Source organism: Sphingobium estronivorans (assembly GCF_008692605.1).
Taxonomy (GTDB): domain Bacteria; phylum Pseudomonadota; class Alphaproteobacteria; order Sphingomonadales; family Sphingomonadaceae; genus Sphingobium; species Sphingobium estronivorans.
Window position 1 is genome coordinate 23883 of sequence record NZ_LFCT01000008.1, and the last position, 24441, is coordinate 48323.

The window sequence follows — 24441 nt, forward strand, 5'->3', positions numbered from 1 at the left end:
TTGTCTCAAGACTATCGGTGCCACGTTCTCGACAAGCTCGAACCGAACGGGCTGAAATTTTGCGCTTTAGGCGGCGACCTTTTCGCTCGCCGCGACCTTGGCCTGCGCCTTGAGGTAACGGTGCATATGCTCGGTCACGTCGCGGCCGTCGCGGATCGCCCAGACGACCAGCGAAGCGCCGCGTACGATGTCGCCGGCGGCGAACACGCCGTCCATGCTGGTCATCATCGTCTTGTGATCGACGCGCAGCGTGCCCCAGCGGGTGACCGACAGGTCCTCCGCGCCGAACAGCCTGGGCAGTTCCTCCGGATCGTAACCCAGCGCCTTGATGACGAGGTCAGCTTCCAGCGTGTGCTCCGTGCCCGGATCGGCTTCCGGCGTACGGCGACCCGAGGCGTCGGGCTGGCCAAGACGCATTTTCGTCACCTTGACGCCGGTGACATGCTCCGTGCCCTCGAAGGCGATGGGGGCGGAGAGCCAGACGAACTCGACGCCCTCTTCCTCGGCATTGGCGACTTCGCGCTGCGATCCGGGCATATTGTCGCGGTCGCGGCGATAGAGGCACTTCACCGACGTCGCGCCCTGGCGGATCGCGGTGCGGACGCAGTCCATCGCGGTGTCGCCACCGCCGATGACGACGACCTTCTTGCCATTGGCGTGCAGCGAGCCATCCTCATGTTCCGGCACGGCATCGCCGAAACCGGCTTTGTTGGAGGCGATGAGGAAGTCGAGCGCCTTGACCACGCCCGGCGCGCCGACGCCCGGCGCCTTGATGTCGCGGGGCTTGTAGACGCCGGTGGCGATCAGGATGGCGTCGTGACGGGCGCGCAGTTCCTCCATGCTGGCGTCGCGGCCCACCTCGAAGCTCTCATGGAAGACGATGCCGCCGTCCTTGAGGCGCTGGATGCGGCGCATGACGACATCCTTTTCCAGCTTGAAGCCGGGGATGCCGTAGGTCAGCAGCCCGCCGGCGCGGTCGTGCCGGTCATAGACATGCACCTCATAGCCCGCAACGCGCAGATATTCCGCCGTCGTCAGGCCCGCCGGACCCGCGCCGATCACGCCGACCGACTGGCCGAGCGGGGCGCCGGGCACCAGCGGTTCGACCCAGCCTTCCTTCCAGGCGGTGTCGGTGATGTATTTTTCGACCGAACCGATGGTGACCGATCCGTGGCCGGAAAATTCGATGACGCAATTGCCTTCGCACAGGCGGTCCTGCGGGCAGATGCGGCCGCAGATTTCCGGCATGGTGCTGGTCAGGTTGCTGAGTTCATAAGCCTCGCGCAGCCGCCCCTCGGCGGTCAGGCGCAGCCAGTCGGGGATATGATTGTGCAGCGGGCAATGGGTCGAGCAATAGGGCACGCCGCATTGCGAGCAGCGTGACGCCTGCTCTTCCGCCTTGTCCAGAATGAAGCTGCGGCTGATTTCCAGAAAATCGTCGGCGCGATCGTCGGCCGAACGTTTCTCGGGATAGGCTTGGCCCGTTCCCACGAATTTCAGCATTGGATTGTCGGCCATGATGAGTCCCTGAAAATGATGTCAGGGGCGCACATAGCAGAAAGACCCGCAGAGTCACGTTGATTCTGCAATATAGGACAGTGAATGCGACCTAATTTACCGGATTTTTCCGCAGGAGCGAAGAAAGGCTGAAATTATCTTGCGTTAATTGGGTCCAATTCGGGACTATCTGAGCGAAAGCCATGCCAGGGCGGTGATGCCGGCGATGATTCGATACCAGGCGAACGGCGCGAATCCGTGCCGCGATACCAGGCCAACGAACCATTTGATCACCAGCACTGCGACCAGGAACGAGACGATGAAGCCGACGGCAATGCTGTCCCAGCCCACGGTGGCAGAGGTCAGTTTGTCGCCATTCTTCAGCAGTTCCAGCGTGGTTGCTCCCAACATGGTGGGAATGGCGAGGAAGAAGCTGAACTCGGCGGCAGTGCGCCGCTCGACGCCCAGCGTCAGCGCGCCCATGATCGTCGCGCCCGACCGGCTGACGCCGGGGATCATCGCCAGGCACTGGATGAAGCCGATGCCGATCACGCGAACAAAGGGGATGTCGGCGATGCCGTGGAAGCGGTTCTCCTTCACCATCCGCTCGATCGCCAGGATCGCGATGCCGCCGACGATCAGCGCCCAGGCGACGACTTTCGGCGCGCCCAGCAGGGCCTCGATATATTTGTGCAGCGCAAGGCCGATCACCGCCGCCGGGATGAAGGCGACGATAAGGTTGCGCAGGAACCGCCAGCTTGCCGGCTCCCGGCGCAGCAGGCCCATGCCGACCGCCCAGAAGGTGCGCCAATAGAGCACCACCACCGCCAGGATCGCACCGAGTTGGATGATGACGTTGAACATGGCCCAGGTGGACGAATCATAACCCAGCAATTCGCTCGCCAGAATCAGGTGGCCGGTCGAGGAAACCGGCAGGAATTCGGTCAGCCCTTCGACAATGCCAAGCAGGATGACTGTCAGATAGTGCAGGTCCATGGGTGGATCAGATCCTTGTGGGGCGAACAAAGGGAAGCCCTCCCCCGGACGGGGGAGGGCGTGAAGATGTCATAACCATTTGTGCAGAAGCGAAGAGCCCATGCAAGCCAGCCTGTCGCACGCCGTTGCCGGTCCGGCGGATCGGGCCGGGCCGATCAGGCCTGAACCCGCCCGGCAAAGCGTCCATGCTTGCGATAGCGGACCAGCCACTTCTCCGCGACGGCCGGCATCGGCGTGGGCGCAACGCCCAGATCGGCCAGCCCGTTCGCGCCGGTCGCAACGACATTGTCCTTGCCCAGCATCGCCAGCTGGTCGCGGGTAATCGGTCCGCCCGGCAGCATGGCGATCAGCGATGCGAGCGAGCCGGGAACCGCGCACAGGCTGCGCTCGCGACCGATGGTCTTGGCGATCCAGGCGTTGAGTTCCATCATGCTGTAGGTCTGCGGTCCGCCCAGTTCATAGGTTTTGCCGCCATAGACGCCGGGCTTTTCGGCGGCATTGACGATCGCCTGCGCGACATCCGCGACGTAGACGGGCTGGAATTTCGTCTGCGCGCCGATCACGGGGGCGACCGGGGCCAGGCGGATGATCTCCGCAAAACGGTTCAGGAACTGATCCTCCGCCCCGAAGATGATCGACGGGCGCAGGATGGTGGCATTGGGGAAGGCGGCCTTGACCGCTTCCTCGCCCGCGGCCTTCGACCGGCCATAGGCGGAGGGGCTGTGCGCATCGGCACCGATGGCGGAGATGTGAACCAGCGCCCGGACGCCCGCATCCGCCGCCGCCTGGGCGACATTGGCGGCGCCGTCATGATGGGACCCTTCGAAATCGCCGCTCAGCACGCCGACCAGATTGATGACGATATCGCTGCCGGCGATGGCGCGGGCGACGCTGGCGGGCTTGCGGATGTCGGCCGCGACGAATTGGGTCTGGCCAAGGCCCCCCAGCGGTTTGACGCGCACCGCCGCCGCCAGATCGCGCTGGGCGACGCGTACGCGGGCACCGCGCGCCATCAGGGCCTGTGCGACCTGTCGGCCCAGAAAGCCGCCGCCGCCGAACACCGTTACCAGACTGTCCTTCATCACGCGTCCAATGCCTGTCTTTTTGATAGGGATGCCTCTCGGCCATCCCGTCTTTCGCTGGGGGGACGACCGTTCGTCCTCCCCTTGCAACAGTGGCTGCCTGCTGACAACCGCCTTACGCCTTTTTAACCCATCCAGCCCTGCAAATCAGCAATCATCCACAGGCCAAGGCCCAGGAACAGCAGGGCCGCGCCGATCTGGAGCGCCCGCATCGGCACCTTCTTCGCCAGCACGTCGCCAAACAGCACGGCGGGCACATTGGCGATCATCATGCCCAGCGTCGTTCCGGCGGTGACGGCAAACACATTGTCGAAGCGCGCGCCCAACATCACGGTCGCCACCTGCGTCTTGTCGCCCATCTCGACCAGGAAGAAGGCGATCAGCGTGGTCATGAACACGCCCGCCCTGGACGGCGCCTTCAGCGGTTCGTCCTCATCGAACGTGTCGGGGATCAGCGTCCAGGCCGCCATGGCGATGAAACTGGCGGCGACGGCATAGCGGAACCAGGGCTGGTTCAGCACGCCCGCGACCGAATGACCGACCAGCGCGGCCAGGAAGTGATTGGCCAGCGTCGCGACCAATATGCCCAGGATGATCGGCACCGGCTTGCGGAACCGGGTAGCGAGCAGCATCGCCAGCAATTGCGTCTTGTCGCCCATTTCGGCGAGCGCAACGAGAGCGGTGGAGGTGAGAATGGCTTCCATGCAGTCTGTCCAGGGCCGGGCGACGATGAAAAGACACAATGCCACCGCCTTCCCCCGCCCGGCCGGACGGCGAAGATGGTGCCATTGGTCTCGCCCGATGCGAAGCCTGTGCTTCGTATCCCGCCCGCCATGACCTCTCGGCCAAATATGTTGACGAACGGCCCGTCCGAAAGGCCGGACGGCTGGCTACTCCCCAGATGACGAGGGGGCCTTTAAGGCAGATGGGACCGGGAGGCAAGGCTCATGGCTCGCCCTTGGATTCCTGCATGCGCCGTTCGGCGAACCATTGTTCCAGCGCCTTGGCGGTGCAGCCGGTAAAGCCGTTGCTGCCGATGGCCGAGCAACTGCCCGGCAGGGTCTGCCGCTGCACCTGCTCCATGGTCGCGACCTGGCTGCCCCACCCGGGACCGCCGACGATTTCGGGCTTCTCGCGCAGCTTCTTGGGAATGCGATAACGTTCGGATTCGGGCCGACGGGCGCAGACGACGATCTCATCGCCTTCGCCCTTGGGGCAGGGGTCGTTGCCGTAGACGACCAGATTGGTGATGCGTTCCGGCGGTTCGGCCCGGACCGGCGCGGTCAGCGCCAGCGGCGAGAGCAGCAGCGCTGCCATCAGGATGCGGGAAGAGGGGGTGCGCATCGATAAATTCCTCGTTGATCCCCTCTTCCACCGCCCGGATTGCCCGGTTCCGGCAGCCATGATTTCAGACGCCGCCAGGCGGCGAAACCCGTCAGGGCTTGGCCGCCGGGGTGGCCTGTTGCCCTTGTTGCTGCGCCTGTGCCTTTTCCTCGGCCACGGCCTGTGCCTCGATCGCCTTGCTCTCGGCATCGATGGTGGAGAGGCGCCGTGCCCGTTCCGCCGCGACCAGATCCTTCCAGCTGGCATTGTCCGCCTGCTGCCTTTCGGCCTTGGCAAGGCGCGCCAGTTGGGCGAAGCAGCCCGTTGCGCCGCCGCCGCCCACCGGCGAGCAGCTCTCCGTGCCGCTGCGGCCGACATATTCCATCGACTTCACCCGCTCGCCCCATGCCTGATGGCTGGGCTGGTTGGGATCGCCGCGCAACGGCTCGGGAATGCGATAGCGTTCTTCTTCGCCCTTGCGCGCACAGACGACGATGTCGCTGCCCTGGCTCTGCGGGCAGGGATCGTCGCCATAGACGATGACCAGATTGACCCGTTCCGATCCGGCCTGTCCGGCAGGGGCCTGTTCCTGCGGCTGGGCGGGACCCTGCTGCGCCAGCACGGGGGCGGCGGCGCCCAGCAAAAGCATGGCGGCGATCCTGTATGTCTTCATCATGCTTCTCCTCAGATCCGCTTCGACAGGGCGATGGCGGCACGACAGCCCAGTCTGATGGCGCCGGACAATAAGGGATAGGCCGGAGCCTGTTCCGCGCCATGGGCGATGGCGGTGTCGCGATGTTCCACTTCTTCCGCCTGAAAATCCGCGATGACGGCGGAGAGTTCCGGATCGTCCTGGCCCAGCTCCTTGAGCTGTTCGGCATAATGCCGGTCGATCTCTGTCTCGATCGCGGCGGTGCAGGCCATGGCGGCGCGCGGCCCGATTGCCGCCGTTACCGCGCCCAACGCGAAGCCTGCGACGTTCCAGATGGGTTGCAGCGCTGTCGGCGGTACGCCCCGGCGCGCGATCATGGCGTCGAAATGCTTGCGGTGCCGCTCTTCCTGCGCCGCCATGCCGGCGATGATGCGGGAGTCGGGATGACGGTCGCCCATCACGGCGAGTTGCCCGGCATAGATGCGGGTCGCGCCGAACTCACCCGCCTGATCGACGCGCAGCATGGACGCGCGCTGGGTATCGGTCACCCTATGGCCGGGACGGGGAAAATCCTTTGCGCTCATGCCTTGCTCCCTTTTTTGAGCAGCAGCACCAAGATGAGGAGCGCGGCCCCTCCCGACAAGAGGCCGTTATAGCCCGCCATCGAAATGCCGAACAGCTGCCATGGCGCCACGTCGCAGCGGGTGATCGGCGTTGCCATGATCTGGTTCAATATGTCGGTGGAACTGCCACCGGCGGGGCTGGTGGAACAGGCGGTGACACCCTGCCACCAGCCATATTCGACGCCGGCATGGAACAGGCCGATCATCCCGCCGATGCCGATGGCAAGGCCCGCAAGCCCGGTGAACAGCGCGCTGACGCAGATCTTGCCGCGCGTCGCATAGGCGATCGCCGCCAGCGGGATGGCGGCGAAATGCGCATAACGCTGCCACCAGCACATTTCGCACGGGTGCAGGCCGCCGATGAACTGGAAGGCATAGGCGCCCGCCAGCATGGCAAGGGGCACGATCAGCGCCAGGGCGCGGGCGAGGGGCAGGCTCTTCATATCGCTCGCTTAAACCGCGCGGAGCCTTTCGTCATGCTGAACTTGTGCCTGCATGACGAAAGGGATGGGGTCAGCGCGTCGCAGGCTTGCGTGCGGGCTGGGCTTGCGCGACAGCGGCGCCCGGCTTGGCGGAGAGGCGGGCAATGGTCTTCAGCGCATAGTCGAGCTGGAAGTCCTCAATCCCCTTCTTTTTCAAATCCTCCGCCGTCGCGGCGAAGCGCGGATCTTCCTTGATATCCTCTTCCAGCGCGGCATTGTCGGTCTTGATCTCGTTGATCAGGTGCCGACGCAGGTCGCTCTCGCGGAATTTCGGGCGATTCTTGTAATCGGGATCGGAAAGTTGCGGCACCTTCACATCCGGTTCGATCCCGCCTTCCTGCACGGAGCGGCCCGAGGGGGTGTAGTAGCGTGCCGTGGTCAGCTTGAGCGCGGTGGTGTTGGTCAAGGGGAGCATGGTCTGGACGCTGCCCTTGCCGAAGCTGCGCTCACCCATCACCAGCGCACGATGCTGATCCTGCAAGGCGCCCGCGACGATTTCGGAGGCGGAGGCCGAACCCGCATCGACCAGCACGATGACCGGCAGGCCCTTCGCATCGTCGCCCGGCTTGGCGTAATAGCGTTCGACGTCGCCCTTGTTGCGGCCGCGCTGCGAGACGATCTCGCCCCGCTCCAGGAAGGCGTCGCTGACCGAGACGGCCTCGTCCAACAGCCCGCCGGGGTTGGAGCGCAGGTCGAGGATATAGCCGGTCGGCTTGTGGCCCAGCGACTTGTCGATGCTGCGGATCGCCTGACGAAGGTCAGCGCCGGTATTGGCCGAGAAACTGACGATGTTGATGACGCCGATGCCGTTCTTCACTTCCCATTTCACCGGCTTGATCTGGATGATCTCGCGGGTCAGCGTCACTTCGATCGGCTTGTCGCGGCCGGTACGCACGATGGTGAGCTTGATCTGCGTGCCGGGCGCGCCGCGCATCTTGTCGACCGCCTCGTCCAGCGTGCCGCCATAGATGAGCTGCCCGTCGAGATGGGTGATATAGTCGCCCGCCTTGATCCCCGCGCGCCAGGCCGGGGTATCCTGCGTCGGCGCGATGACCTTGACCGCGCCATCCTCCTGCGTGACCGAGAGGCCCAGGCCGCCATAACTGCCCTCCGTCTGGGTCCGCAGATTCTGGAAATCGCGGGCGTCGAGGAAACTGCTGTGCGGATCGAGGCTGGCGAGCATGCCGTCGATGGCGCCCTTGATCAGCTTTTCATCGTCGACCTTCTCGACATAGTCGCTGCGGACCTTCTGGAACACGTCCATGAACTCATCGAGCGCCTTGTAGCTGCTGGCTTCCCCGTCGGCGAGCGCGGCCGTGGTGGCGGGGATGAGCGCGAGTGCGCCGAGGGCGATGGCGCCCCGGAAGAAATTGGATTTCATCGCTGTCCTTGAGTCCTGCATCGAGCGGTCAGTATAAGCGCTTTTCGGACAGAAGCAAAAGCGGGCGTCGTCCGATGGAGCCGAGCGATGAAGAGGATGCGACCGGCCCATGCAAAATGGCGATTTTTGCCGATTTCCTATCGGTCTCCGAACGGTTGAAACAGCAGGTCGCGACAGCATCGGACCGAGCCGCAGCCGGACAGGGAATTCGATCCGTTAGAGCATCGTGCGAAAAAGTGGGCGAGCCGGAGGCACGTGACTCCGAGCTCGGGTTTTTCGTAAAAAACGATGCGACAACAAAGGAGGTGAGCAAGCGGCCCGCGTCTGATTGAGCGCAGCTTGCTCTAGTCGTAGCGCAGGCCGGGCAAGACATCGCCCGTCCCTCGGCGGTCGCCTCTCAGCCCAGGCCCACCAGCGGCACGATGTCGACAGGACGGCCGTTGCGGCGCAGTTCTACGGTGATGCTGGGGCGGCCCGGCCCGGTATTGCCGATGGGATCGCCCTGCCGGACGCTGTCGCCGACCGTGGCGTGGAGGCGCAGCAGGCCGGTGATCAGCGTCGTCCAGCCGCCGCCATGGTCGATGATGACGATCTGTCCATAGCCGCGATAGGGGCCGGCGAAGACGATGCGGCCCGCCGTCGGCGCCACGGCCAGCGCGCCGGGCCGCGTCGCGATGGTAAGACCGCGCGAGCGGATGCCGCTTTCCGATACCTCGCCCATGCCGGTCACCAATTGCCCGACGACCGGCAGGCGGTAGGGCGGTGCAGCGCTGGGCCCGCGCGTCCGTTCCGGGGCGGGTGCGCGGACCTGGTCGGGGCGGGCGGGGCGCGGCACCGGGCCGGACAGGGCCGCCAGCCGGTCGCGCAGGTCGCCTGCTTCCTCCAACTTGTCCATTAGATCGACAATGTCGCGGGCCCGCTCGCCCAACGCCAAGGCGCGGTCGCTCTCCAGATCGGCATTGGCGCGATAATCCTGCGCGGCGAGCCGTTTTTGCGCCTCGAGCGTCTGGAGCGCCGTTTGGCGCTGTTTCAGATCCTGCTGGCTTTGGGTCAGCGAATCCGCCGCCTGCTCGGCTGTTGCCCGCAAGGCGCGGCTGCGGTCCAGTTCGGCGCGCAATCCGGCGGTGCGCTCGCGGATCACGGGCAGCACCTGCCCCAGCACGGCGCGCATGTGGATGGCGTCGCTGATTGATCCGGGCTGCACGAGCGCGAGCGCGAGCGGTCGCTGCGCCATCATTTGCAGCGCGGCGGTCAGGTGGACGACCGGCTCCTGCTTCGCGGCAAGGCGGGCGGCCTGCACCCGCTGGAGCCGGGCGATGATGGCGATACGGGCCTGCGCGGCCTGAATATCGGCTTCGGCCTGCTGAATGCGTGCGGCCATGGCGGCGGCGCGGCGACGGGCTTGCTCGGCTTCGTCGCGCGCGGCGGCGGCCTGTTGTTCAAGGCGTTCGGAGCGTTGGCGGGCGTCCTCCGACTGGCGGCGGGCGGTTTTGAGCGCGGATTGCTCTTCGGACAGGCTGGTGCCCCCGGTGCCGGACAGGATGATCACTTGGCCATCGGCGGCGGGCAGGCGTGGGGCGGCAAGGGCCGCCGCCCCAGCGAGGAATGTCGCGATGATCGCCGTCCGTTTCACCTGAAATGCCCCCCGCCAGAGCCGTGTTCGGCGCCGACTTTCCCTGACTAGGCAAAAATCCCCTGCCCTGTCGAGCGGCGATGGTCCCTAACCCTCACGATGATAGGGATGTCCGGCGAGGATCGAGCAGGCGCGCCAGAGTTGTTCGGCTAACATCGCACGGGCCATCATATGCGGCCAGGTCATCGCGCCGAATGCGATCAGCAGGTCGGCATTGTCCCGTTCCGCATCGTCGAAGCCGTCCGCCGCGCCGATCAGGAATCGGCATTCGCGCTTGCCTCCGTCGCGCCAGCTTTCGATGCGCCTGGCGAAATCCAGCGAGCCGAGTTGCTTGCCCTTTTCGTCCAGCATGACCGTGACGGTTCCGGGCGACGCGGGAGGCAGTTTGCCGCCCCGATCGGGCATTTCGGTGATTTTGAACGGCATGGTCAACCGCTTGACATAGCGGTCGACCAGATCCGCTTCGGGCGAGCGCCCGATCTTCCCGCGCGCGATGATGTGGAGGAGCATGACGCTCCCCCTATCCTTTCCTTGCGCGCTTGTCGAAGGGGTTAGGCCGTGCCCGCCACCGGCGCGTCGACGAAGCCCCACATCCGTTCCAGATTGTAGAAGCTGCGCACTTCCGGCCGGAACAGATGGACGATCACATCGCCGGCATCGATCAGCACCCAGTCGGCCACGGGCAGGCCCTCGACACGGGCGGAGCGCCCGGTCGACTGCTTGATCCGCTCGGCCAGCTTTTGCGCCATCGACGCGACCTGACGGGAGGATCGCCCGCTGGCGATCACCATATGGTCGGCAATGCTGCTCTTGCCTTCGAGGGGGATGGAGATGGTTTCCTGCGCCTGGTCATCGTCGAGCGATTTCAGGACAAGGTCGTGCAGGGCGGCAACGCTGTCGGCTCCAAGGGCCGTGTCGTTGGCGGGGTGCGGTCTGGTCAAAAGTGCTCCATTCTAGACGATCATCCGGCGCGTGAGCGGGTCACGCACACGCGTTTCACTATATTCGCGATGCCAGAGGGGGTCCGCCTGCCGCAGCAGGGTCGCCGATCTTGGATCAGGGCGAAAGCGCAAAAGCACGAGCGCCGGAAGTCTCCAATCCGTCCAGTCTGCACTCTGGCGCGCGGGCCGGACGAAGCGCCGCAGCCAGCTCATGGCCGGTGAGCCACGGGCGGCTTCATCATAACCGGGCCGGGCGATGACGGCAATGGGCATTATCCGGGCTATGCCGCGCCAATCCTTCCACTGACCGAATTGGGCGAGATTGTCGGCCCCCATCAACCAGATGAAACGGTGGCGGGGGTAGCGCTGCTGGAGCGCTTTGAGCGTATCGATGGTGTAGCGGGTTCCCAACTGGGCTTCGATCGCGGTGGGGCGGATGGGGTTGCGCCGCGCGACTTTTCGCGCGTTGGCGAGCCGAGCGGAAAGAGGCGCCATGCCGGCTTTGGGCTTCAAGGGATTGCCGGGAGACACCAGCCACCAGACTTCGTCCAATGCCAGCGCCTGGGCCGCGAACATGGAAATCGCGCGGTGCCCGCCATGGGCCGGATTGAAGGAGCCGCCGAGAAGCCCGATGCATTTCATGATTCGGTCCATGCCAGTTGCCACGGCTTTCGGCAAATTCCCCAAACCGGCATGGTTAATTATTACTTAGCAAACTAATCCGGCTGCGGAGGCTGCGATCTTGGCCAGATTTTGTTAGATAGCTAATATTTGTGAAACTGGAGGTCATTCCGCCGCATCTGGAAGGGCTTCCGGTAACGCCCGAAGGGCTTCGGCCGACGCTGGTTCGCGCACCAACGCTTCCACCGGCTCCAATTCTTCCAGCTCCTTGCCGCCGGTTTCGATATTGAGGTCGCGCAGCTTGCGGCCGGTCACTAGCACCCGGCTTTCGAAGCTGCCGACAAAGCTATTATAATCGCCAACCGCGCCGTTGAGCCGATTGCCCAGCTTCTTGAGCGATCCGGCGGCGGCCGCGAGCCGTTCGTAGAGTTCCTTGCCGAGCATGCCGATCCGCTTGGCTTCATCGGCCATCTTCTCCTGCCGCCAGACCGCCGCAACGGTGCGGGCGATGGCGATCAGATTGGTCGGGGTGGCGAGCAGCACCCGTTTCGCAAAGGCATGATCCCAAAGCCGGGGGTCATGTTCCAGCGCGGCGGAGAGGAAATGCTCCCCCGGGACGAACATGATGACATAATCGGGTGCTTCGTCAAACTGGTCGGCATAGGCTTTCCGCCCCAGCGTCTCGACATGCGCGCGCATCGCGGCGGCGTGGGCGGAGAGGAAGCGCTTCCTCTCCTCGTCGCCCTCCGCGCCATAGGCATCCTGATAGGCGTTCAGCGACACCTTGGCGTCAATCACCAGAGCCCGCCCGCCCGGCACGCGCAGGATCGCATCGGGGCGCAGGCGACCATTCTCACCCTCCACGCTCACCTCGGTCTGGAAATCGACATGTTCGCTCAGGCCGCAGGTTTCGAGGACGTTGCGCAATTGCTGCTCGCCCCAGCGCCCGCGCGCCTTGGGGGCGTGGCGCAGCGAATCGACCAGCCGCTGGGCCTCGGCGCGCACCGCTTCCTGCCCCGTCTTCATCGATTCGATCTCGCCGCGCAAAATGCCATACGCTTCGGTGCGCTGCTGTTCGATCTGCGTGATCTTCTGGTCGTAGCGCCGGATTGTCTCATTGACGGGGTGCAGCAACTGCTTGAGTTGCGCCTCGCTCTTCTCATGCGCCTGCGCCATTCGCTGGTCGGCGCGTTCGAGAAAATGGCTCTGCGCCTGATGCAGCAGCTTGCCGCCGATTTCGCTGAACTGCGCCGAAAGCTGCTCCTTGGCGTCTTTGAGCGCGGCGATCTGTGCCTCGAAAGCCTCCGCCCGCGCCTGCGTGTCCGATTGCAGCGCGGCCAGTTCCCGCGCCGCCAGTTCCCGGCCTGCGCGTTCCCCCTCCAACTTATGCGCCAGATCCGCAGCCTGCGCGGCGCGCTCCTGCGCCACCACCAGTTCCTGAAGCGCTGCGTTACGCTGAGCCGACGCCATGTCGAGCTTGGTCGTCAGATCGGCCTTTTCCGCCGCCAGGGGCGCAACCGCCTTGCCGCCGAACAGCCAGCCCAGACCCAGCCCCACGACCAGCGCAACGATGATGAAAATGACGGCCAGGCTGTCCATGAGCACCCCTTTTTGGAACGAAAGGTGAACCTAGCGGCGGGACGCGGTTCCCGCAAGCCTCCTCATGCCGTCGCGTGGACGGCGCGGAATGCCGCCAGTCGCGCCACCGCCTGATCGAGAATCTCGTCCGCCTTGGAAAAGCAGAGGCGAACGAGGTGGGTCACCGGGTCGGCGGGGTAGAAGGCGGAGATCGGAATTGCGGCGACGCCCGCTTCATCGACGATCCGCTCGCAGAAAGTGACGTCATGCATGGCGATGCCGGAGGCCGGGATGTCGATGGTGATGAACCAAGTCGCCGTGCAGGGGGTCACCACATAGCCCGCCTCTTGAAGCCCCGCCACCAATCGGTCGCGCGACGCTTGATAGCCCGCGCGCATGTCCGAAAACCAGCTTTCGGGCTGGGCAAGGCCCTCCGCCACGGCCCATTGCAGATGGGGCGGGGTGGTGAAGGTGAGGAATTGATGCGCGCGGGCGAGCAGGGTGGCGATGGGCGGTGCCGCGCACATCCAGCCGACCTTCCAACCGGTGACCGAGAAGATCTTGCCCGCCGAGCCGATCTTCACCGTGCGCTCGCGCATGCCGGGGAAGGCCATAAGCGGTTTGTGGGTGATGCCGTCGAAGGTGACATGCTCCCACACCTCATCGCAGATCGCGATCAGGTCGTGCCGGACGCAATAGTCCGCCAGCAGGGCGAGTTCGTCGTCGCGCAGGGCAATGCCGGTGGGGTTTACCGGATTGTTCATCAGCAGGAAACGGGTGCGGTCGGTGTGCGCCGCCTCCAGCGTTTCCCGGCTGATCCGCCATGCGGGCGGGGTGAGCCGCACGATCCGCGCCACGCCGCCCGCACGCTCGATGAGGGGCAGATAGGCGTCGTAGAGCGGCGCCAGCACCAGCACCTCGTCGCCGGGCCGGACCAGCGCAAGCAGGCTGGCGGCGATGGCCTCGGTCGCGCCGGAGGTGACGATGACGTCCTGAGGGCTGAGGTCGAGACGCTGGTGGCGGGCATAATGGGCCGCGATTGCTTCGCGCAGTTCGGGGACGCCGGCCATGGGCGGATATTGATTGGACCGGGTCAGCAGCGCATCGGCGGCGGCGCGGAGAAGCTCTTCCGGGCCCTGGGTGTCGGGAAAACCCTGACCCAGGTTGATCGCGCCGGTTTCCCGCGCACGGGCTGACATTTTCTCGAAGATGGTGGTGGGCATGTCCCGATAGACGGGATGGCCGAGATGGGGATCACGCGCGCTCATGGCACGGACATGCCGGTTTTTGGGAAGGGGGGTCAAGTTGTGCGGGATTGCCCCTCCGGCTTAAGCGGCTGGAAATCTCCCTTGGACGGTTTCGCGAGGGGGCTGCGGCACCTTGCAGTGCCGAATAAACCGGATCACCGTCCCCCGGACGGTCATTCGATCCGGTTTATTCCCATTCGATCGTGCCGGGCGGCTTCGAGGTGTAGTCGTAGACCACCCGGTTGATGCCCTTCACCTCATTGATGATCCGCGTCGCCACGCGGCTGAGGAAGGCGGCGTCGAAGGGGTAGATGTCCGCCGTCATGCCGTCGGTCGATGTCACGGCGCGCAGGGCGCAGACGCTGTCATAGGTGCGGTGATCGCCCATCACGCCCACGGTGCGGACCGGCAGCAGCACGGCGAAGGCCTGCCAGATCGCGTCATAGAGCCCCGCATTGCGGATTTCCTCCAGATAGATCGCGTCGGCCTTGCGCAGGATGTCGCAGCGGTCCTTGGCGACCTCGCCGGGGATGCGGATCGCAAGGCCGGGGCCGGGGAAGGGGTGACGGCCAACGAAAATCTCCGGCAGGCCGAGTTCGCGGCCCAGCACGCGCACTTCGTCCTTGAACAGTTCGCGCAGCGGTTCGACCAGCTTCATGTTCATGCGTTCGGGCAGGCCGCCGACATTGTGGTGCGACTTGATCGTCACCGAAGGCCCGCCGGTGAAGCTGACCGATTCGATCACGTCCGGGTAGAGCGTGCCCTGTGCCAGGAAGTCGGCGCCGCCGATCTTCGCGGCTTCTTCCTCGAACACGGCGATGAACTCGCCGCCGATGAACTTGCGCTTCTTCTCCGGGTCGGTGAGGCCCGCAAGGCCGCCCAGAAAGCGTTCCTCGGCGTTCACATGGACCAGCTTGATGCCATAATGTTCGCGGAACAGGCTGACGACCTGCTCGGCCTCACCCAGCCGCATCAGGCCATGGTCGACGAACACGCAGGTCAGCTGGTCGCCGATCGCTTCGTGGATCAGCACGGCGGCCACCGCGCTGTCGACGCCGCCCGACAGGCCGCAGATCACCCGGCCTTCGCCGACCTGCGCCTGGATATCCGCGATCTTGGTCGCGCGGAATTCGGCCATGGTCCAGTCGCCCTTGAGGCCGCAGACATGGCGCACGAAATTGGCGAGCAGCTTGGCGCCGTCGGGCGTATGGACGACTTCGGGGTGGAATTGCGTGGCGTAGAAGCGCTTTTCCTCATTCGCGGTGACGGCATAGGGCGCGCCCTCGCTGACTGCCACGACCTCAAAGCCGGGGGCGAGCTGCGTCACCTTGTCGCCATGGCTCATCCAGACCTGATGGCGCTCGCCCTCGGTCCAGAGGCCGTCGAAGAGCGCGCAGGTCTTCTTCACCTCGATGAAGGCGCGGCCGAATTCGCCGCTCTCGCCGCCTTCGACATTGCCGCCCAGCTGCTGCATCATCGTCTGCTGGCCGTAGCAGATGCCGAGAATGGGAATGCCCGCCTCGAAGAAATGCTGCGGGGCGCGGGGGCTGTCTTCCCACATTACCGAGGACGGACCGCCCGAGAGGATGATGCCCTTGGGCTTCAGCCGCTCAAAGGCTTCGGCGGCGCTGTTGAAGGGCGCGATCTCGGAATAGACCCCGGCTTCGCGGACGCGGCGGGCGATGAGCTGAGTCACCTGGCTGCCGAAGTCCACGATGAGAATGGAATCCTGTAGGGGCAGCGTCATCGAATCGCCTTTACTTGTCAGATCAGGGTTTAGGGATTCGCGCCCGGTTAGAGCGCTTGGGAGCCCTTGTCCAGCAAAGCCGCGTTATCGCCGCGCCTGGCGCCTCCCGCGCCGTGCCGAACCTTGAAAAGCGGCTAGCGGGCCATGCGCTCCTGTTGGAAATAGACGCTCGCGATCCGGCCGTTCCGTATCGAGCAGGTGAAATGCCGCATGGCGCCATCCTGCGCGCGCCAGCTGGAGCGGACTTCGGCGTCGCCCTCCACATCATAGCCGTTTGCGCTTTCACGCGGCGGCTGCATCTGCCGTATTTCGGCATAGCCGCCGTCGCGTTCGGCTTCGTCGCGGGCGGCGAGGGCGCAATCGTCGATGGCTGCGTCGCTTTCCGGGGCTAGCGCGGCGTCGTTGGGATCGTGCGCCCGGTCATAGCCCCCGGGCGCAGAATCGGGGGCCGAGGCATCCTGATCCGCGCCGACCACATCGGAAAAATCATCGTCGGCATGGGGTGGATCGGCCTGGTCTTCGGGTGCCTGCGCATCGTCCGGCAGATCGCCCTGATCCTGCGGATAGCGCAGCTGCGGCTGTATCTGCGCCGAAGCCGCGCCGCTCGCCAGCAGCGCCAGGGCCGTCAGCGATCCCGTCATCCATTGTGTCTTGTTCATGGCCCGCGTCCCTCAACCGGTTTGCCGGAGTGCTATGCCCGTTCGGCTGTCAGGGGGCTGAACGGCTATTTCGGTTCGTCGCGTATCGGCAAGCCGGTGAAATGCGCGGCAAAGGCATAGCTGTCGGCATATTCGGCGATCAGCTTGTCGATGGGCTTGCCCGATCCATGGCCGGCCTTGCTGTCGATGCGGATGAGGCGCGGTTTCGGCCCCAGATCGGCGGCCTGGAGCGCGGCGGCATATTTGAAGCTGTGCGCCGGGACAACGCGATCGTCGGTGTCGCCGGTGGTCACGAGGATCGCCGGATAATCCTTGCCGCCCATGATATTATGATAGGGGGAATAGGCATAGAGCAGGCGGAAATCCTGCGCATTGTCCGGCGATCCATAATCGTCGATCCAGTATCGCCCGGCCGTGAAGCGGTCGAAGCGCAGCATGTCCATCACCCCCACGGCGGGCAGCGCGGCGGCGAACAGGTCGGGCCGCTGGTTCACCACCGCGCCGACCAGCAGGCCGCCATTGGAGCGCCCCTCAATGGCCAGGCCGTCCTTCGTCGTATAGCCATTGGCCTTCAGATATTCGGCGGCCGCGATGAAATCGTCGAATACATTCTGCTTGTGGGCGAGGCGGCCCGCATCGTGCCACGCTTTGCCGAACTCGCCGCCGCCGCGCAGATTGGCGATGGCATAGGCGCCGCCCTGCTCCAGCCAGGCCATGCGCGTCGCCGAATAGCCCGGCGTCAGCGCGATGTTGAAGCCGCCATAGCCGTAGAGGATCGTCGGCGCGGGGGTTTTCGACAGGGCCAGCGCTTTCTTGCGGATCACCGTCATCGGGATCATCGTGCCGTCCTTCGACGGGTAGCTGATCTGCTCTATGCCATAGTCGTCCGGGTTGAACGGCAGGTCGGGCCGCGCGAACAGTTCATAACGCAGCGTCGCCGTGTCGAAGCGGTAGATGCTGGACGGCGTGGTGAAGCCGGAAAAGCTGAAGAAGGTTTCCGGGTCACCATCCCGCCCGCCAAAGCCCGCGGCCGTGCCCATGCCGGGCAACGGGACGTCCGCGATCTTGCGCCCGTCCAACCCGATCAACTCGGCCACCGTCTCAGCATCGGAGAGATAGGCAAGGATCAGCCTTTCCCCCACCAGCGACCCGCCCGCCAGCGTGTCCATCCGCTCGGCCACGACCTGTTGGCTGCTGCGGCTGGGACGGCGGGCGTCGATCGACACGACGCGCAGATGCGGGGCATATTGGTCGGTGATGAAGTACAGCGTCGGTCCCCGGCTGCCGATCAGCCGCCAGTCATTGGTGATGCCCTTGACCAGCGACCGCACCTTCACCTTGCCGCCGGTCAGTTCCGCGACATGCAGTTCCCGGCGCGGATCGGTGCCCTGGAAGCTGCTGATGACCAGCCAGCGGCCGTCCTGCGTGACCTGGCCTGTGTGGCTGAGTTTCGGCTGATCGGGCGTGGCGTAGATCCGCTGGTCCTGCGCCTGCGACGTGCCAAGCCGGTGGTAAAAAAGCTGTTGCGCCACAGCCGAAGACTGGAAGGTCGCCCGATCCTGCGGCGCGGCGAAGCGGGAATAGAAGAAACCCTGACCCCGCCCGTCCCAGGCCAGCTGCGAGAATTTCACCCATTGCACGACATCGTCGAGCGGCTTGGCGGTGGCGACGTCCAATATCTTCAGCGTGCGCCAGTCGCTTCCGGCCTCCTGCACGGCATAGAGCAGATAGCGACCGTCGGGGGAGGGCGCCCATTCCGCCAGCGCGTCCGATCCGTCTTTGGCCCAGTCATTGGGGTCGATGAGCAGGCGTTGCGGGCCGGTCAGCCCCTCGCGCATATAGAGCGGGGTCTGATTCTGAAGGCCCTTGTTATAGCCGTAGAAATAGCGGCCGCCTGCCTTGCGCGGGAGGGTGTAGCGACCATGGGCGAACAGCGCCTGCATCCGCGTCTTGAGGATGTCGCGGCCCGGCAGGCCGTCGATATAGCGGCGGGTCAGGGCGTTCTCCCGGTCCACCCAGTCGCGCACGGCAGGATCGCTGCGCAGGTCGTTTTCGAGCCAGCGATAGGGGTCGGTCACTTTGACGCCGAAATGGTCCTCGACCAGATCGAGCCGTCTGGCGGCGGGATAGTGCAGGGTGGTCGTCCTGACACCAGCCGCGAGGGCGGCGGCATCCGGCGCCGCGCGTACGGGGAGGGGGGCCAGCAGCAGCGACGCCAAAGCCAGGCAGCGAAGCCTGCGCATTCCGCTTTTCCCCCATCACCGTGAAAACAAACAAAACAGGCCGTGGCTCTTATCAAGCCACGGCCTGTCCTGAAATCAAATTACCACTTTCGCAAAAGCGGTATCAGCGGATCATGCCGCTTCCAGCTCGTCGGCATCGGCGCCCTGAACCGGACCGGAATCCTGACCCTTGGCATCGACGTCGCGATCGACCAGTTCGATGATCGCGATCGGCGCCGCGTCCGAAGCGCGGATGCCGGCCTTGATCACGCGGGTGTAGCCGCCGTTGCGATCCTTGTAACGCTCGGCCAGGACTTCGAACAGCTTGGTCAGCTGCGTGTCGTCCTGCAGACGGGCATTGGCCAGGCGACGGTTCGACAGGCCACCCTTCTTGGCGAGGGTGATCAGCTTTTCGACGTAGGGACGCAGTTCCTTCGCCTTGGGCGTGGTCGTCAGGATCTGCTCATGCTTGATGAGCGAAGCCGCGAGGTTGCGGAGCAGCGAGTTACGATGCCCGGCGCTGCGCTGCAGCTTACGATGACCAACCTTGTGACGCATGTGTCTTTCCTTCGTTCGTTAAGGGCCCGTTTCAGGTAGCCCAGACCAGGCGGTGTTCAGGGCCACCGCCCATCAGCCCATAAGAAACCGGGTCGGCGCATCGCCCCGACCCCGATCCTCTTAACTAAGCAGCTCCTGTTCGAGCTTCTTGGCCATTTCCTCGATATTTTCCGGCGGCCAGCCGGGAATGTCCATGCCCAGGCGCAGGCCCATGGACGACAGCACTTCCTTGATTTCGTTCAGCGACTTGCGGCCGAAATTCGGGGTGCGCAGCATCTCGGCCTCGGTCTTCTGGACCAGATCGCCGATGTAGATGATGTTGTCGTTCTTGAGGCAGTTGGCGCTGCGGACCGACAGTTCCAGCTCGTCCACCTTCTTGAGCAGATAGCGGTTGATCTGGTTCGCGTCGCTCTCGCCTTCGCTGGCCGAACCGCCAGCCGCAGCACCGGCAGCCGGAGCGGCGACGGGCAGCGCGTCCTCGAAGTGGACGAACAGCTGGAGCTGGTCCTGCAGGATGCGGGCAGCATAGGCCACCGCGTCTTCCGGCGTGACGGTGCCGTCGGTTTCGACGGTCAGCGACAGCTTGTCATAGTCCAGTTCCTGGCCGACGCGGGTGTTGTCCACCTTGTAGGCGACCTGGCGCACGGGCGAGTAGAGCGCATCGATCGGGATCAGGCCGATCGGGGCGTCCGCCGGACGGTTGGCGACGGCGGGGACATAGCCCTTGCCGATGTCAGCGGTCAGTTCCATGTTCAGGGTCGCGCCCTGATCAAGATGGCAGATCACCAGATCGGGGTTCATCACTTCGATGTCGCCGACGGTGGTGATGTCACCCGCGCGCACTTCGCCGGGGCCGGTGGCGGACAACTGGAGACGGCGGGGACCGTCGCCTTCCATGCGCAGCGCGACCTGCTTGATGTTGAGGACGATGTCCGTCACATCTTCGCGCACGCCGGCGAGCGAGGAAAATTCGTGGAGGACGTTCTCGATCTTGATCGAGGTGACCGCCGCGCCCTGAAGCGAGGACAGAAGAACCCGGCGCAGCGCATTGCCAAGCGTCAGACCGAAGCCGCGCTCCAGAGGTTCGGCGACGAAGGTCGCCTTGCGCTTGCCGTCGCCCGCCGCCTTGATCTCAAGGTTGTTGGGCTTCTTCAATTCCTGCCAGTTCTTCATGTTGACAGTCATGTATTTCCCCTGGGGATGGGGCCGAAACGCTTAAAATCCTGAACCCAACAGGACGTCCCGACCGATGCAGATGGGTAAGCGGGCGACGCGTCCGCCGCCCGCCAGTACCGAACGAGCCGGCGATTAGACGCGGCGGCGCTTGGAAGGACGCACACCGTTGTGCGGGATCGGCGTCACGTCGCGGATCGAGGTGATGTGGAAGCCGACGGCCTGCAGCGCGCGCAGAGCCGATTCACGGCCCGAACCGGGGCCCTTCACTTCGACTTCCAGGGTGCGCACGCCATGTTCGGCAGCCTTGCGGCCGGCGTCCTCGGCGCAGACCTGCGCGGCATACGGGGTCGACTTGCGGCTGCCCTTGAAGCCCATCATGCCGGCCGAGGACCACGAAATCGCGTTGCCCTGGGCGTCGGTGATGGTCACCATCGTGTTGTTGAAGCTGGCGTTGACGTGCGCGACGCCGGCCGAGATGTTCTTGCGTTCGCGGCGCTTAATGCGCTGAGGTTCGCGTGCCATTTTGCTCTATCCTACTGAAATCGTTTAAAAGCAGAAGTCGCCGGAGGGCCTGCCCGAAGGACTGGCCCTCAACGATTACTTCTTCTTGCCTGCAATCGGCTTCGCCTTGCCCTTGCGGGTGCGCGCATTGGTGTGCGTGCGCTGACCGCGGACCGGCAGGCCCTTGCGGTGACGCAGGCCACGATAGCAGGCCAGATCCATCAGGCGCTTGATGTTCATCGCGGTTTCGCGACGCAGATCGCCTTCGACGGTCAGGTCGGCGTCGATGGCTTCGCGGATCTGCAGGACTTCGGCGTCCGACAGGTCCTGAACGCGGCGGCTGTGGTCGATGCCCAGCTTGTCGGCGAGGTCGACGGCGGTCTTGCGACCGATGCCGTGAATGTAGGTGAGCGCGATGATCACGCGCTTGTTGGTCGGGATGTTGACACCCGCAATACGTGCCATGGTATTCTGTACTCCTGCTCCACGGGGCGGTTGGCGCCACCCCATCTCAAAGCGTCCGGGCCGAAATTCCTGCATAAGGATTTGCGGCCGATTCGATAGGCCCCAAGACGCAAAAAAGACGGCCAGTGCTGTTGCACCGCCGCTCGCCAGCGAATTGGGAAGGGCTGCCCTTAGCGATTCGGCCCTGGACTGTCAATGACGGGTGGGCGCAAAAGCGGTGAAATCCGGCGCTTCCTCGGGCTCGCCGCTTGATCGGAGTGGATGCCTCGTTCCGCCCTTTTCGGGTTGATGCCATCCCGTTCCCTGAGGCATGGAGGCGGGATGCGCTTCACTTTGCCTTCCGCCGCGCTGGCGACATCCTTCTTCCTGCTGGCTTCCTGCGTCGGCGCGCCTCAGCCGCCCACGGCTGGCCGGGCGCCGGCTCCGGTCCCGGCATCGAGGTCGGCGCCGCCGCCCGCGCCACCGCCGCCCGCTCCGGTCGAATGGCAGGACCGTGATACGACGTCCGGCGACTGGCGTTATCAGGTCGATGGCGCCGGATCGGTCGCGCTGTTCGGCGTCGATGCGCAAAGCAGCCTGTTCCTCATCCGCTGCGATAAGGCAGCGCGCCGCATCAGCCTGCTGCGCCCCGGCCCGGCGGGTACGGCGATGACGGTGCGGACCAGCTATGGCGCGGTGAGTTGGCCTGCGGCGGCGGCTGTGGGGACCGTCCCTGCGACGCAGGCGATCCGCGCGGCCAACGACGCGGCGCTCGACCGGATCGTCTATAGCCGGGGCCGTTTTGCGGTCGAAGTTCAGGGATTGCCCACACTGATCCTGCCAGCCTGGGCGGAGATAGGCCGCGTCGTCGAGGACTGCCGCGCCTAAGTTGCTGATTTCGGGAGGTTTCGGCAAATTTCGAAGCAAGTCGCCTGCGAAACGCGGACGTAGAAGTATGATTCGAAAAAAGAATTTTACAAGCCTTGAACATGCGGCCCGTCTGATTCACATATCATCTCATAGACGGCGAAGGACCATTATCCGGGAACGGCTATAGGGGCTTCAACTAGCGAAAGGAGGTGATCCGATGTCTCATGGTTCAGCAATGGGGTCGGTCAAGTCCATTCGGGGAACGCGCCGCTGAGCGACGCCTTTAGCGTCGGTTTTGCAGAAATCCGGTGATTGTCGACTGCGGTTCCGCAGGCGGAGTTCCGCGTCTGGAAAATAGCGCGATCAACGTTTCCCTTGGGCGGCACTTCCGGCCGCTGACCATGTCAATGATGGGCCGTCCGGGTTTATCTGCCCGGCGGCCCCTCTCATTTGGGGGTGCCGAGATTTCGGTCAGGCGGGCCTGCGTATGCGCTCGCAGGCCCGCCGGGCACGATGGGGATGAGGGATCGTCCGGTTCATGGGGGATGCAGGCCGAAAGAACCGGACAGGACTCTGCCTCTAGTCCCGCATCGTGCCGGTATCGATATAGCGCTGGTGCCAGGCCAATGCCTCGCCGGGCAGCATGGGCGACTGCAAGCCGAACGACCCGGCCAGCGCCCGCTTGAAATAGTCCTTCAGCATCGGCCGGAAGTCGGGATGCGCGCAATTTTCCATGATCCGTTCCGCCCGCTGCCGGGGCGCCAGCCCGCGCAGGTCAGCCAGTCCCTGTTCGGTCACGATCACCTGCACATCCTGGTTGATGTGATCGACATGGCTGCAATGCGGCACAATGGCGGAAATCGCGCCACCCTTGGCGGTCGAGGGCGTCATGAAGATCGAGAGGAAGGCGTTGCGCGCGAAATCGCCCGATCCGCCAATGCCGTTCTGGATGCGCGACCCCATCAGATGCGTCGAATTGACATTGCCATAGATATCCGCCTCGATGAGGCCGTTCATGGCGATACAGCCAAGCCGCCGCACCAGTTCGGGATGGTTGCTGATCTCCTGCGGCCGCAGGATCATGCGATCCCGGTAACGCCCCATGTCCGCATTCATCCGCGCCGCCGCTTCGGGACTCAGCGAAAAGGCCGTCGCGCTCGCCATGCGCAGCTTGCCCGCGTCGAGCAGGTCCAGCATCCCGTCCTGGATCACCTCGGTAAAGGCGACCATATCCGTGAACGGCGCGTCGATCAGGCCGGTCAGCACGGCGTTGGCGATATTGCCGACCCCCGACTGCAACGGCAGCAACGAAGCGGGCAGGCGGCCCTTCTTCACTTCATGGCTGAGGAACTCCAGCAGATGCGCGGCGATCGCCCGCGCCTTGTCATCGGGTGGGGTGAAGGGGGCGTTGCGGTCCGGCGCTTCGGTTTCGACCACCGCGATCACCTTGGCGGGATCGCAGCGGAAGGTCGGCTGACCAATGCGCTGATCCGCCCGTACAAGCGGGATCGGCTCGCGGTGCGGCGGCAGCGCCGTGCCGTAATAAATGTCGTGCATCCCTTCGAGTGCGGGATTCTGCCAGCGATTGACCTCCAGGATCACGCCCTTGGCCCGGTCGATCCAGCTCTTGTTGTTGCCGACCGAGGCGGAGGGGATCAGGTCGCCCTCGGCGGTGATCCCGGTCACTTCGATCACGGCCACGTCCAGATCGCCCAGGAAACCCTGCCACGCCATCGGCGCGACCTGGCTCAGATGCATGTCGAAATATTGCATCTGCCCTTTGTTGATCCGCTCGCGGGCGATGGGGTCGCTATTATAGGGCAGGCGGAATTCGACGCCATCGGCCTGCGCCAGCGCGCCGTCCAGTTCCGGTCCGGTGGAGGCACCGGTCCACACCTTCACCCGGAACGGATCGCCCGCGTCATGGGCAGCCGTCATCCGCGCGGCCAGCGCGAGCGGCACGGCCTTGGGATAGCCCGATCCCGTAAAGCCGCTCATCCCCACGGCCATGCCATTCTGGATAAGGGCCGCGGCTTCCTCGGCCGTCCGGCATTGGGCGGCCAATCCGGCATGGGCGATGCGGCGGGACATGCTTCGGTGGGGCATGGACATCCTCTTCTCCTCCTATCCGGCACGGCCGGGCGATAGGGTCGCTTCTGGCTTTTCGCGCCGTCAGACAATAAGGATTCGTCGCACAATATCTGTGCG

Annotated in this window: 24 protein-coding genes and 1 riboswitch; of the genes, 1 reads left to right on the forward strand and 23 read right to left on the reverse strand. The window is 64.8% G+C overall.

Annotated features, from left to right (window positions below):
* Window positions 1-66: 66 nt before the first annotated feature.
* The 22 genes from F7P65_RS07410 to rpsM all read right to left on the reverse strand — a co-directional run bounded on the left by F7P65_RS07410 (window position 67) and on the right by rpsM (window position 21384).
* Window positions 67-1518, reverse strand: a complete 1452-nt coding sequence (locus F7P65_RS07410) for an NAD(P)-dependent oxidoreductase (RefSeq protein WP_150291118.1) — start codon at window positions 1516-1518, stop codon at window positions 67-69.
* Between the two features lie 165 nt (window positions 1519-1683).
* On the reverse strand, window positions 1684-2493 hold the full coding sequence (locus F7P65_RS07415; RefSeq protein WP_150291119.1) for an undecaprenyl-diphosphate phosphatase: 810 nt from the start codon (window positions 2491-2493) through the stop codon (window positions 1684-1686).
* Window positions 2494-2648: 155 nt separating this feature from the next.
* Window positions 2649-3575, reverse strand: coding sequence for a complex I NDUFA9 subunit family protein (locus F7P65_RS07420; RefSeq protein WP_162854562.1), 927 nt, complete (start codon window positions 3573-3575; stop codon window positions 2649-2651).
* Between the two features lie 125 nt (window positions 3576-3700).
* Window positions 3701-4279: a TMEM165/GDT1 family protein gene (locus F7P65_RS07425; RefSeq protein ID WP_150291120.1), complete on the reverse strand. Its 579-nt coding sequence runs from the start codon at window positions 4277-4279 to the stop codon at window positions 3701-3703.
* Window positions 4280-4297: 18 nt separating this feature from the next.
* Window positions 4298-4487, reverse strand: a riboswitch (yybP-ykoY riboswitch).
* Window positions 4488-4520: 33 nt separating this feature from the next.
* Window positions 4521-4892: a hypothetical protein gene (locus F7P65_RS07430; protein ID WP_420853313.1), complete on the reverse strand. Its 372-nt coding sequence runs from the start codon at window positions 4890-4892 to the stop codon at window positions 4521-4523.
* Between the two features lie 118 nt (window positions 4893-5010).
* Window positions 5011-5574 carry a hypothetical protein gene (locus F7P65_RS07435; RefSeq protein ID WP_150291122.1) on the reverse strand — a complete coding sequence of 188 codons (564 nt, stop codon included), beginning with the start codon at window positions 5572-5574 and terminating at the stop codon, window positions 5011-5013.
* Between the two features lie 8 nt (window positions 5575-5582).
* The gene (locus tag F7P65_RS07440; RefSeq protein WP_150291123.1) at window positions 5583-6134 is read right to left on the reverse strand and encodes a demethoxyubiquinone hydroxylase family protein; all 552 of its coding nucleotides are present in this window, start codon (window positions 6132-6134) and stop codon (window positions 5583-5585) included.
* Window positions 6131-6616 carry a disulfide bond formation protein B gene (locus tag F7P65_RS07445; protein WP_150291124.1) on the reverse strand — a complete coding sequence of 162 codons (486 nt, stop codon included), beginning with the start codon at window positions 6614-6616 and terminating at the stop codon, window positions 6131-6133. The genes F7P65_RS07440 and F7P65_RS07445 overlap by 4 nt, the downstream gene beginning before the upstream one ends.
* Before the next feature lie 70 nt (window positions 6617-6686).
* A complete protein-coding gene (locus F7P65_RS07450) occupies window positions 6687-8036 on the reverse strand; it encodes a S41 family peptidase (RefSeq protein WP_150291125.1) in 1350 nt (449 codons plus the stop codon).
* Window positions 8037-8433: 397 nt separating this feature from the next.
* Window positions 8434-9669 carry a murein hydrolase activator EnvC family protein gene (locus tag F7P65_RS07455; RefSeq protein ID WP_150291126.1) on the reverse strand — a complete coding sequence of 412 codons (1236 nt, stop codon included), beginning with the start codon at window positions 9667-9669 and terminating at the stop codon, window positions 8434-8436.
* Window positions 9670-9756: 87 nt separating this feature from the next.
* A complete protein-coding gene (locus F7P65_RS07460; RefSeq protein WP_150291127.1) occupies window positions 9757-10179 on the reverse strand; it encodes a 23S rRNA (pseudouridine(1915)-N(3))-methyltransferase RlmH in 423 nt (140 codons plus the stop codon).
* 41 nt (window positions 10180-10220) lie between these two features.
* Window positions 10221-10610 (reverse strand): ribosome silencing factor, encoded by a 390-nt coding sequence (rsfS, locus tag F7P65_RS07465; protein WP_150291128.1) that lies wholly within the window; start codon window positions 10608-10610, stop codon window positions 10221-10223.
* Between the two features lie 12 nt (window positions 10611-10622).
* Window positions 10623-11252, reverse strand: coding sequence for a nicotinate-nucleotide adenylyltransferase (locus tag F7P65_RS07470; protein WP_150291129.1), 630 nt, complete (start codon window positions 11250-11252; stop codon window positions 10623-10625).
* 144 nt (window positions 11253-11396) lie between these two features.
* Entirely contained in the window at window positions 11397-12830 is a 1434-nt protein-coding gene (locus tag F7P65_RS07475) for a DNA recombination protein RmuC (protein ID WP_150291130.1), read from the reverse strand.
* A 62-nt stretch (window positions 12831-12892) separates the two neighbouring features.
* Entirely contained in the window at window positions 12893-14077 is a 1185-nt protein-coding gene (locus tag F7P65_RS07480) for an aminotransferase (protein WP_150291131.1), read from the reverse strand.
* Window positions 14078-14243: 166 nt separating this feature from the next.
* Entirely contained in the window at window positions 14244-15803 is a 1560-nt protein-coding gene (gene guaA / locus F7P65_RS07485; protein WP_150291132.1) for a glutamine-hydrolyzing GMP synthase, read from the reverse strand.
* A gap of 134 nt (window positions 15804-15937) precedes the next feature.
* A complete protein-coding gene (locus tag F7P65_RS07490; protein ID WP_150291133.1) occupies window positions 15938-16462 on the reverse strand; it encodes a hypothetical protein in 525 nt (174 codons plus the stop codon).
* Window positions 16463-16527: 65 nt separating this feature from the next.
* Window positions 16528-18705, reverse strand: coding sequence for a prolyl oligopeptidase family serine peptidase (locus F7P65_RS07495; protein WP_150291134.1), 2178 nt, complete (start codon window positions 18703-18705; stop codon window positions 16528-16530).
* Between the two features lie 111 nt (window positions 18706-18816).
* Complete coding sequence (gene rplQ / locus F7P65_RS07500) at window positions 18817-19242, reverse strand: 50S ribosomal protein L17 (protein WP_150291135.1); 426 nt, start codon at window positions 19240-19242, stop codon at window positions 18817-18819.
* 120 nt (window positions 19243-19362) lie between these two features.
* The gene (locus tag F7P65_RS07505) at window positions 19363-20427 is read right to left on the reverse strand and encodes a DNA-directed RNA polymerase subunit alpha (protein ID WP_150291136.1); all 1065 of its coding nucleotides are present in this window, start codon (window positions 20425-20427) and stop codon (window positions 19363-19365) included.
* A 123-nt stretch (window positions 20428-20550) separates the two neighbouring features.
* A complete protein-coding gene (gene rpsK / locus F7P65_RS07510; RefSeq protein ID WP_004208752.1) occupies window positions 20551-20940 on the reverse strand; it encodes a 30S ribosomal protein S11 in 390 nt (129 codons plus the stop codon).
* A gap of 75 nt (window positions 20941-21015) precedes the next feature.
* Entirely contained in the window at window positions 21016-21384 is a 369-nt protein-coding gene (gene rpsM / locus F7P65_RS07515; protein WP_007707977.1) for a 30S ribosomal protein S13, read from the reverse strand.
* 321 nt (window positions 21385-21705) lie between these two features.
* Here rpsM and F7P65_RS07520 point away from each other — a divergent pair, with 321 nt between their 5' ends.
* On the forward strand, window positions 21706-22251 hold the full coding sequence (locus F7P65_RS07520) for a hypothetical protein (RefSeq protein ID WP_150291137.1): 546 nt from the start codon (window positions 21706-21708) through the stop codon (window positions 22249-22251).
* Between the two features lie 561 nt (window positions 22252-22812).
* Here F7P65_RS07520 and F7P65_RS07525 read toward each other — a convergent pair.
* Window positions 22813-24324 carry an acetyl-CoA hydrolase/transferase family protein gene (locus F7P65_RS07525; protein ID WP_150291259.1) on the reverse strand — a complete coding sequence of 504 codons (1512 nt, stop codon included), beginning with the start codon at window positions 24322-24324 and terminating at the stop codon, window positions 22813-22815.
* Window positions 24325-24441: the final 117 nt, after the last annotated feature.